Origin of the sequence: Cupriavidus sp. HPC(L) (assembly GCF_000307735.3) — a bacterium.
Taxonomy (GTDB): Bacteria; Pseudomonadota; Gammaproteobacteria; order Burkholderiales; family Burkholderiaceae; genus Cupriavidus.
Genome location: NZ_AMPR02000099.1, coordinates 1 through 9,318, shown reverse-complemented (window position 1 = coordinate 9,318; position 9,318 = coordinate 1). Strand labels below are relative to the sequence as shown.

General features: G+C 66.8%; 11 protein-coding genes and 4 tRNA genes. 9 read left to right on the top strand and 6 right to left on the bottom strand.

Annotated elements, in window-relative coordinates:
- The 6 genes from B551_RS07470 to ybaL form a co-directional block, all read left to right on the top strand.
- Nucleotides 1-767 (top strand): helix-hairpin-helix domain-containing protein (locus B551_RS07470; RefSeq protein ID WP_023263792.1); only part of this gene is annotated, 767 nt, incomplete at its 5' end.
- 171 nt (nucleotides 768-938) lie between these two features.
- Nucleotides 939-1,538: a CDP-diacylglycerol--glycerol-3-phosphate 3-phosphatidyltransferase gene (gene pgsA / locus B551_RS07465; protein WP_006578767.1), complete on the top strand. Its 600-nt coding sequence runs from the start codon at nucleotides 939-941 to the stop codon at nucleotides 1,536-1,538.
- Between the two features lie 159 nt (nucleotides 1,539-1,697).
- Nucleotides 1,698-1,773: transfer RNA gene (locus B551_RS07460), tRNA-Gly, on the top strand.
- A 54-nt stretch (nucleotides 1,774-1,827) separates the two neighbouring features.
- Nucleotides 1,828-1,903 (top strand) — tRNA-Gly (locus B551_RS07455).
- 104 nt (nucleotides 1,904-2,007) lie between these two features.
- Nucleotides 2,008-2,081: transfer RNA gene (locus B551_RS07450), tRNA-Cys, on the top strand.
- A 354-nt stretch (nucleotides 2,082-2,435) separates the two neighbouring features.
- A complete protein-coding gene (ybaL, locus tag B551_RS07445) occupies nucleotides 2,436-3,668 on the top strand; it encodes a YbaL family putative K(+) efflux transporter (RefSeq protein ID WP_006578768.1) in 1,233 nt (410 codons plus the stop codon).
- A 36-nt stretch (nucleotides 3,669-3,704) separates the two neighbouring features.
- On the opposite strand, the gene B551_RS07440 is transcribed toward ybaL, so the two are convergent.
- Nucleotides 3,705-4,643 carry a LysR family transcriptional regulator gene (locus tag B551_RS07440; RefSeq protein ID WP_023263791.1) on the bottom strand — a complete coding sequence of 313 codons (939 nt, stop codon included), beginning with the start codon at nucleotides 4,641-4,643 and terminating at the stop codon, nucleotides 3,705-3,707.
- A 102-nt stretch (nucleotides 4,644-4,745) separates the two neighbouring features.
- Between B551_RS07440 and B551_RS07435 the strand changes: the two genes are divergently transcribed.
- The gene (locus B551_RS07435; RefSeq protein ID WP_006578770.1) at nucleotides 4,746-5,834 is read left to right on the top strand and encodes a YeiH family protein; all 1,089 of its coding nucleotides are present in this window, start codon (nucleotides 4,746-4,748) and stop codon (nucleotides 5,832-5,834) included.
- 43 nt (nucleotides 5,835-5,877) lie between these two features.
- On the opposite strand, the gene B551_RS07430 is transcribed toward B551_RS07435, so the two are convergent.
- Nucleotides 5,878-5,964 (bottom strand) — tRNA-Leu (locus B551_RS07430).
- 180 nt (nucleotides 5,965-6,144) lie between these two features.
- Here B551_RS07430 and B551_RS07425 point away from each other — a divergent pair.
- Nucleotides 6,145-6,501, top strand: a complete 357-nt coding sequence (locus B551_RS07425; RefSeq protein WP_006578771.1) for a hypothetical protein — start codon at nucleotides 6,145-6,147, stop codon at nucleotides 6,499-6,501.
- Nucleotides 6,502-6,669: 168 nt separating this feature from the next.
- Nucleotides 6,670-7,077 carry a heme-binding protein gene (locus tag B551_RS07420; RefSeq protein ID WP_006578772.1) on the top strand — a complete coding sequence of 136 codons (408 nt, stop codon included), beginning with the start codon at nucleotides 6,670-6,672 and terminating at the stop codon, nucleotides 7,075-7,077.
- A 127-nt stretch (nucleotides 7,078-7,204) separates the two neighbouring features.
- On the opposite strand, the gene B551_RS07415 is transcribed toward B551_RS07420, so the two are convergent.
- The 4 genes from B551_RS07415 to B551_RS07400 all read right to left on the bottom strand — a co-directional run.
- Nucleotides 7,205-7,561, bottom strand: a complete 357-nt coding sequence (locus B551_RS07415; protein WP_043437977.1) for a hemin uptake protein HemP — start codon at nucleotides 7,559-7,561, stop codon at nucleotides 7,205-7,207.
- Nucleotides 7,562-7,801: 240 nt separating this feature from the next.
- Nucleotides 7,802-8,215: a biopolymer transporter ExbD gene (locus B551_RS07410; RefSeq protein ID WP_006579474.1), complete on the bottom strand. Its 414-nt coding sequence runs from the start codon at nucleotides 8,213-8,215 to the stop codon at nucleotides 7,802-7,804.
- 38 nt (nucleotides 8,216-8,253) lie between these two features.
- Nucleotides 8,254-8,982 carry a MotA/TolQ/ExbB proton channel family protein gene (locus B551_RS07405; RefSeq protein ID WP_023263789.1) on the bottom strand — a complete coding sequence of 243 codons (729 nt, stop codon included), beginning with the start codon at nucleotides 8,980-8,982 and terminating at the stop codon, nucleotides 8,254-8,256.
- A gap of 46 nt (nucleotides 8,983-9,028) precedes the next feature.
- Nucleotides 9,029-9,318, bottom strand: a 290-nt coding sequence (locus tag B551_RS07400; RefSeq protein WP_023263788.1) for an energy transducer TonB, incomplete at its 5' end; no start/stop codon positions are given.

The window sequence follows — 9,318 nt, the reverse complement described above, 5'->3', positions numbered from 1 at the left end:
AGGGCGCGGCGCTGGCGCTGGCGCGGCGCCTGGCCGAGCAGGGCAGCCAGGAGGCGCGCACGCGGGCGCTGGCCGACACCATCGGCATCGAGCTCGACGATCTGGGCGCGCTGCGGGTCGAATGCTTCGACATCAGCCATACCGCCGGCGAGGCGACGCAGGCGTCCTGCGTGGTGTTCCATCACCATGCGATGCAGAACGGCGAATACCGCCGCTACAACATCGACGGCATCACGCCGGGCGACGACTATGCGGCAATGCGCCAGGTGCTGACGCGCCGCTACCAGAAGCTGGTCGAGCGCAGCCAGGAGGACAGCGCCGCGATGCCGCATATCGTGCTGATTGATGGCGGCAAGGGCCAGGTCGAGGTCGCGCGCCAGGTGTTCGAGGAACTGGGCCTCGATATCGGGCTGCTGGTCGGCGTGGCCAAGGGCGAGGGCCGCAAGGTCGGGCTCGAGACGCTGGTATTTGCCGACGGACGTCCCGCACTGGAGCTGGGCCAGGGCAGCGCGGCGCTGATGCTGGTGGCGCAGATCCGCGACGAGGCGCATCGTTTTGCGATCACCGGCATGCGCGCGCGCCGGGCGAAGACGCGCACCACGTCGCGGCTCGAAGAGATCGAAGGAATCGGCGCGCGCCGGCGGCAGAAGCTGCTGACCCGCTTCGGCGGCATCCGCGGCGTGATGGCCGCCAGCGTCGATGAGCTCGCCAGCGTCGACGGCATTTCGCGCACGCTGGCCGAGGAAATCTACCGGCAGTTGCATTGAGGCGGCGCGCCGGCTGCCCGCCGCGATCAGCGCGCGTCGGCCGGCACAACCAGCGCGACCGACGCCGGCGCGGAACGCAACCGGCCGGGCTCGCTTCGGGAAATGCTCAATTGATGTCGGAATCGGCGACAATCGCGGGATTGTCCCGTCTTCGACCTGCCGATTCCGCCTATGCCGATGAATATTCCGATCCTGCTGACCTGGCTGCGCGTTGCCATGATCCCGCTCGTGGTCGGCGTCTTCTATCTGCCCGACGCCTGGCTGTCGATGCCGGCGAAGAACCTCACGGCGGCGGTGTTCTTCATCGTGGCGGCGGCGACGGACTGGCTCGACGGATTCCTCGCCCGGCGCTGGAACCAGACGTCGTCGTTCGGCGCCTTCCTCGATCCGGTCGCGGACAAGCTGATGGTCGCGGCGGCGCTGCTGTCGCTGCTGGCGCTGGACCGCGTTAGCGATCTGATCGCGCTGGTGATCATCGGCCGGGAGATCACCATTTCGGCGCTGCGCGAATGGATGGCGCAGATCGGCGCGTCAAAGAGCGTTGCCGTCAACTTCCTGGGCAAGCTCAAGACCACGTTCCAGATGGTCGCGATCCCGCTGCTGCTGTTCGACGCGCCGCTGTTGGGCATCGACGCCGGCATGCTGGGCGGCTGGCTGATCTATGTCGCCGCGGTGCTGACCCTGTGGTCGATGTTCTATTACATGAAGCTGGCGTGGCCCCAGATCCGCGAGCGGAGCGCGGCCGCCGCCCGGGCCGCCGCGCAAAAGTGAGGATCAGTGCAAAAATATGCTTGACTTCATTGTCGGATGTTTGCATAATTTCGTTCTCGCTTCTGACGAAACAAAACGAACGAAGCGAGATGCAGCAAGAAGCGGTCTATATGCAGTGATTTAGCGCCGTTTTACTGCATGTGCAGTACGCAGGACACTGCGGGAGTAGCTCAGTTGGTAGAGCGCAACCTTGCCAAGGTTGAGGTCGCGAGTTCGAGACTCGTCTCCCGCTCCAGAATTTTCTGGTCGATCCGGAAGCATGTTCCGGGTTCGCCGCAGCAGGTGTCATGCGGGAGTAGCTCAGTTGGTAGAGCGCAACCTTGCCAAGGTTGAGGTCGCGAGTTCGAGACTCGTCTCCCGCTCCAGTCCGAAAGGGAAGCAGCGCTTCCCTTTTTAGTTTGCGATGCTGCCGCATCGGTCTCCGGCACCCGGAAGCCGCAGCGGCTACAATCCAGCATCCAGGTCACCCGGCGGGGTGGCAGAGTGGTTATGCAGCGGCCTGCAAAGCCGTGTACGCCGGTTCGATTCCGACCCCCGCCTCCATCGAATTCCTCCCTGTTGTCGTCACCGGTTCGCGGTTCCAGCCTCCGGTTCGTTCCTGCACGATGTATTTCTTGCGCCTTTTCGCGGCTTTAACGCGTGGCGCGCGTGATACATTACGTCTATCGCACTAGTCGTCGCCGATGCTGGACCATGCCGGCAACGTGCCTGGGCCTCGCGCCCCGGGCGCCGCTGCCGGTGGCGACGATTCCCATTCGGTTTCATTTCCGCAGATTGTCCGCCCGGGCGGCGCCGGCATCAGGCTCCGTCGATGGCGGCGTGTCCGCGTCGGATCGGGACCGGATCGCCGTTCGACTTCCCGGCGCTACGTCGGCCATCAGAAGGAAACCACCACGCATGCATCACGCTACTCCGCTCATCAGCACCATCGTCGGCGGCATTGTCCTGGCCTTTGTCCTCGGTGCGTTGGCGGGGCGATTGCGGTTGCCGCCGTTGATCGGCTACCTGTGCGCGGGCGTGGTGGTCGGACCGCATACGCCGGGCTACACCGCCGACCAGGCGCTGGCGCCGGAACTGGCCGAGCTGGGCGTGATCCTGCTGATGTTCGGCGTGGGCCTGCATTTCTCGATCCGCGACCTGATGGCGGTGCGCAAGATCGCGATCCCCGGCGCGGTGGCGCAGATCGGCATCGCGACGCTGCTCGGCATGGGCGTCGCGTGGGGCTTCGGCTGGAGCTGGGGGCAGGGCCTGGTCTACGGGCTGGCGCTGTCGGTGGCCAGTACCGTGGTGCTGCTGAAGGCCTTGCAGGATCGCGACCTGGTCGACAGCGAGCAGGGCCGCATCGCGGTCGGCTGGCTGGTGGTCGAGGATCTGGCGATGGTGCTGGCGCTGGTGTTGCTGCCGGCGCTGTCGGGCCTGCTGGTGCCGGCCGGCGGCGGCGGTGAAGCCCCCGAGGCCAGCGTCACCGACATCCTGCTGACGGTGTCGCTGACGCTCGGCAAGGTCGCGGCCTTCGTCGCGGTGATGCTCGTGATCGGCCGCCGCTTCATTCCATGGATGCTCGAGCGCATCGTCTGGACCGGCAGCCGCGAGCTGTTCCGCCTCGGCGTGCTGGCGACCGCGCTGGGCGTGGCCTTCGGCGCCTATTCGTTGTTCGGCGTCTCGTTCGCGCTGGGAGCGTTCTTCGCCGGCATGGTGCTGGCCGAATCCGAATTCAGCCATCGCGCCGCCGAGGAGTCGCTGCCGCTGCGGGACGCCTTCGCGGTGCTGTTCTTCGTCTCGGTCGGCATGCTGTTCGACCCGATGGTGCTGGTGCGCGACCCGTGGGGCGTGCTGGCGACCGTATCGATCATCGTCGTCGGCAAGTCGCTGGCGGCGCTCGGCATCGTGCGGATGTTCGGCTATTCGAACCGGACCGGCATGACGATTGCCGCGAGCCTGGCGCAGATCGGCGAGTTCTCGTTCATTCTGGCGAGCCTCGGCGTGTTCCTGCAGATCCTGCCGGAGCGCGCGCAGAGCCTGATCCTCGCCGGCGCCTTGCTGTCGATCGTGCTCAATCCGCTGCTGTTCCGCTGGCTGGACCGCTACGTGGCGCGCCAGAGCGAGGCCGGCGAGGCGCAGGCGGCCTGACCGTCCAATCCGGGGCCGCGGCCCCGGATTGCGCTCTCATCCTTCCTGCTGTTCCAGTTCTTCCAGTTCTTCCAGTTCCAGCTGCGGCGCGGTCTGGCGCAAGTATTCGGTAAAGGCCAGCAGGCCTTGGGTCGGATACTTGTCCTGATGGACGACCAGGTGCCAGGGCCGCACCAGCCGCGGCAGGCCGCGGCGCAGCGCCACCAGCGCGCCGCGTTCGAGCTCGTCGCGCACCACATGCAGCGACAGGCAGCTGACGCCAAAGCCGCTCATCACCGCCCGCTTGATCGCTTCGGCGTTGCCGAGTTCGAGCGCGAAGCGCAGCGGTCCGAGCAGCGGGGCGAGCCGCTGCTCGACAATCTCGCGCGTCCCCGAGCCGCGCTCCCGTACCAGCCAGTCCGCCTCCCGCAACGCGTCCAGATCGCCATCGGCCCGTGCCAGCGGATGGCCGGCGCCCACGACCACCACCATCTCGTCGTCGCACCAGTGCACGCTGCTCAGCTCGGGCTCGTGGCAGGTCCCTTCGATCAGGCCGATATCGGCGTCCAGCCGCAACAGGTCCTGCAGCACGTCGTGGGTGTTGCCGATGCGCAGGTCCAGCGCGCAGGGCTGTTGCTGGGCCTGACGGAAGCCGGTCAGCAGCGCAGGCAGCAGATAACTGCCGATGGTGTTGCTGGCGGCAATCCGCAACTGCACGCCGGCGTCGGCGGCGAAGCGTTCCAGTTCGTGCGCCTGGTCCAGCAGCGACAGCGCGCGCGGGAAGAACTGGCGGCCGGTCTCGTTGATGGTCAACCGCTTGGCGACGCGGTCGAACAGGCGCCGGTCCAGTGCGCGTTCCAGGTCGGCCAGCGCGGCGCTGACCGCGGACTGCGACATCGCCACGGCCTCGGCGGCGGCGGTCGTGCTGCCGTGCTGCACTACGGCGACGAAGACGGCGAGCTGACGCAGCGTCAGCCGCAAGGGGCGATGTTGCATATCTATAAACCAGGTAAGAAATAACGATATTACCTGTTTTACAGATGAAGAGGCGGTAGTTACGCTGGCGTCATTCCTACACGACCGTGTCGTCCCTGCGCCATGCCGACCACCTCGATTCCTGCCGCCGCCCCCGCCACCGCCATTCCCTTGCGTTACCGACTGCTGACGCTTGCGCCGCTGGGCGCGATCGCGTGGCTCGCGCTGGTGCTGTCCGGGCTGCCGGCGCTGTCGCAACTGGGTGTCAGCCCGCTGATGCTGGCGATGTGCGCCGGCATGGTCGCCTGCAATACCTTGCCGCGACACTGGCTGGCGCCGCTGGCGCCCGGCATGCAGCTGGCCCGGCAGACGCTGCTGCGCCTGGGCGTGGCGCTGTACGGCCTGCGGCTGACCTTCGGCTCGATCGAGGCGCTCGGCGGGGGCGGGGTGGTGGCCCCATTGCTGATGCTGGCCGCGACGCTGTGCGTCGGCGTCTGGGTCGGCACCCGCTGGCTGGGGCTGACACGCCGGGAAGCCGTGGTGGTCAGCGCCGGCAGCGCGGTCTGCGGCGCGGCGGCCGCGATTGCGGTGGCCTCGATCGCGCGTACCGACGACCGGCAGACCGCGGTCGCGGTGGCGACCGTGGTGCTGTTCGGCACCGTCGGCATGCTGTTGTATCCCTATCTGTACGAACTGGTGACCAACGTGTGGCACTGGCCGGTCGGCGAGCGCGCCTTCGGCATCTATACCGGCGCGACGCTGCACGAGGTCGCGCAGGTGATCGTCGCCGGCAAGGCGGTAGGCGAGACGGCCGGCGATGCCGCCGTGCTGGCCAAGATGGTTCGTGTGCTGGCGCTCGGCCCGCTGCTGCTGGTGCTGGCGCTGTGGCCGCGTGCCGAGGACCGCGCGCATGGCACGGATGCAGGCCGCCGCGGCGTCGATTGGGCCCGGATCCGCGCGGCGGTGCCCTGGTTCGCGCTGGGCTTCGTCGCCGTGCTGGCGATCAACTCCTTCGGTCTGGTGCCGAGCGAATGGAAGCCGGGCCTGGTTGCCTTCGACAACTGGCTGCTGGCCTGCGCGATGCTGGCGATCGGCCTGCATACCCGGATCGGCGACCTGCTGCGCGCGGGCCGCAAGCCGATGCTGCTGGCGGCGCTACTGTTTGTATTCCTGGTCGGCGCGGGCGCGCTGCTGTGCGCGGTGCTTCTCTGAGGAGGATGGAGAGAACGGAAGGAGGGCGGGCTGGCGGCGTGGGTGGTGCGGCCGACGGGACTCGAACCCGTAAGCCCGGAAGGGCGGCAGATTTTAAGTCTGCTGAGTCTACCAATTTCTCCACGGCCGCACGGCAAGCCCGGTATTGTGGGCGGTCGCCGCCCGGGACGCAAGCGCCGCATGATCGCTCCCGTACCCTTGCCGACAAGGATGTTACTGGCGGTAACAATGTAGAACTCGCCGTTGCACCTGTGATCCGGCGTAGGCCTAGAATACGGGTATCAAGATCAACCTTGCGAGGAGCAAGATCATGAAACGTTGGTTGCTCGCAGGGCTTGGCGTGCTGGCTGCGATGGCCTCGGGCGCCGCGATGGCCCGTGTCGACGTCGGCGTGGTGATCGGCGTGCCGGGCGTCGTGGTCGGCGGTCCTGCCTACTATCCCCCGCCGCCCGTGGTGGTTGCGCCCGCACCGGTCTATTACGGTCCGCCGCCGGTGGTGGTGCGGCCGGGTTACGGCTACTACGGTCCGCCGCCGCGCTATTACGGCCCGCCGCCCGCGCACTACTATGGCCCGCCGCGCTATTACGGCCATCCTGGCCGGCACTATCATGGCGGCCGGCATGGCCACTGGCATGGTGGCCACGGACATCGCCATCACGGCCACTAGATCGCCGAATCGGCGATCGGAATCCGAACCGAATCACAAGGGCCCCGCGGGGCCCTTTGCGTTTTTGGCATGGCTGTTTTGCCCGACAAAGGCGCCGCGCGTCATGGTCACCGAAGTGGTGCCGGCGCTATACTGCCGGCTCATTGTTTATCGATTCAGGAGAGTGGTATGCAGCAAAAGTCCGTGCTGACTGCGGAAGACGTGAAGAAGGTGATGGCCGCAGCCGAAGCCGAGGCCAAGGCCCATCACTGGGCCGTGTCGATCGCCATCGTCGATGACGGCGGCCACCTGCTGGCCCTGCAGCGGCTCGACGGCGCAGCGCCGATCTCCGCCTATATCGCGACCGAGAAGGCCCGCACCTCGTCGCTGGGGCGCCGCGAATCGAAGATCTACGAAGACATGATCAACAACGGCCGCAACTCGTTCATGACCGCGCCGGTGCTGCAAGGCATGCTGGAAGGCGGCGTGCCCATCATCGCCGGCGACCAGGTGGTCGGCGCGGTCGGCGTGTCGGGCGTCAAGTCCAGCGAGGATGCGCAGATCGGCCGTGCCGGCATCGCCGCGCTGGGCCTCTGATCGGGCGGCCTGCGCCTGATCGTTCTTCATCGGCCGCCGGCGGTTGCGGCGGCCGGGCTCGCTCCGTCCTGGAGCGGGTAGCCCGAAGCCGGGATGCCGACCCATGCGGCATGCCCCGGCGGGCGGCTTACTTCGTCAGAATCAGCTTGCCGTAGCGCGTCTTGCGCAGCGTGTAGACCTCGCCGTTATGCAGGATCGGCAGCGTGGTCGCGCCGCGCATCAGCGCTTCGAGCGGCACTGCCTCGGCCGCCGGTGCCGGGGCCGCATGGGCCGCCGCATGGGCGGCCGCAGTGGCGCCGCGATTGTCGCGCACCAGCGCTTCCAGGCGGGCCACCGCCGACTTGACCGTCGCCATCGCCGACGGCGCCGCGGCCTCGCGGCGCGCATTCGGCGCCGGATTCTGGTTCACCACCACGCGGCGCAGCGACAGGCGGCGGCGGGTGACTTCGCGCGGTTGCGTCAGCGGCAAGGCTAGGGTGCTCATCGATGGGGCTCCTGTTCGGGGATGGTCGGTTTCGCGGCACCAGGATCGGTGGCTGCCGTCGTTGTGTTGATATTAAATGAGAATCGTTATCATTACAACGACTCTGTGCATGATATCGGGCCGCACCATGCAACACTGCCAAAAAACGCATTTGGTTTCATTCGAAACACAAAAGAAAAAGCCCCACCGCACGGGTGGGGCTTGGGGAAAGCGGCGCGGCACTGCGCGCCGCTGGGGGTCTTATTGCTTCGGCTCCGTGATGAAGCCGATCTTGCCGAGACCGCCGTGCTGGGCGGCGGCCATCACTTCGGCCACACGCTCGTAACGCACGTCGCGGTCCGCGCGCAGATGCAGCTCGGGCTGCGGCTGCTGCTGCGCCGCCTGCGCGATATTGTTCTGCAGCGTCGCGTCGTCGATCTCCTGCTGGTTCCAGAACACCTTGCCGGCCGCGTCGATCGACAGGTTGATGTTCTGCGGCTTGGGATCGTTGGGCTGATTGGTCGCACGCGGCAGGTCGATCTTGACCGCGTGATTGATCACCGGGATGGTGATGATGAAGATGATCAGCAGCACGAGCATGACGTCGACCAGCGGCGTCATGTTGATCTCGCTCATCACTGCGTCATCGTCATCGTCGAGGGTACCGAATGCCATGATGACTTCCTTTCGAGCGGAGGGCGGTCCGCGTCAGTTCAGTTCTTGACCGCGAGACGCACCGCGTTGTCGTCGGCAGTGCGCGCGCCGGTCGGGCGCACGCGGGCGCCGGTGACGAAGTAGGCGTGCAGATCGTGGGCGAAGCGGTTCAGCTTCGAGATCACGGCCTTGTTGCCGCGCGTCAGCGCGTTGTAGCCGAGCACCGCGGGGATCGCCACCGCCAGGCCGAAGGCCGTCATGATCAGCGCCTCGCCGACCGGGCCGGCGACCTTGTCGATGGTCGGCACGCCGGAGGCGCCGATGCCGATCAGCGCGTGGTAGATGCCCCAGACAGTGCCGAACAGGCCGACGAACGGCGCGGTGGAACCCACCGAGGCCAGGATCGCCAGGCCCGACTGCATGCGCGAGACGGCGTCGTCGATCGCGCTCTTGAGCGAACGGGTCAGCCAGTCGGAAATATCCATCACGTCATGCAGCTGCGGCTGGCTGGCGCGATGGTGCTGGGCCGCTTCCTTGCCGGTCAGCGCCAGCGTGCGGAACGGATTCGATTCGCTGCTGCCGAGCGTTTCGAGCGCGTGGTCGAAATCGTCCGAATGCCAGAAGCGCTTTTCCGCGCCCTGCGCCATTTTCTTCAGGCGGACCAGATCCCACGCCTTGGTGAGAATCACGATCCATGACGCCAGCGACATGACGAGCAGAATGATGGCGGTCGCACGCATGACGAAATCGCCTTGCGCCCACAGATGGCTGAGTCCGAGGTCCTGCATGATGGTTCCTGGTAAGTCGTAAATCGTATGGAGGGTTCAGTTCAAATCAGTTCAGCTCGAAAGCGATCGGCTGCTGCGCGGTGACCGCGATCGCACGGCCGTTTTCGACATAAGGCTTGCAGCGCATCCGCTGGACCGCGTCGATTGCCGCCTGGTCCAGTCGCGACGAACCGCTGGAGCTGACCACCGCGGTCTTGACGACCTTGCCGGTATCGTCGGTGGTCAGTCGCACCACGGTCTTGCCGGTCTCGCCCATCCGCCGCGACTGCGACGGGTAGGTCGGCTGCGGCGGCGTGCACTGGATCTCGCCGATGCCGACGGCGCGCGGACCGGTGG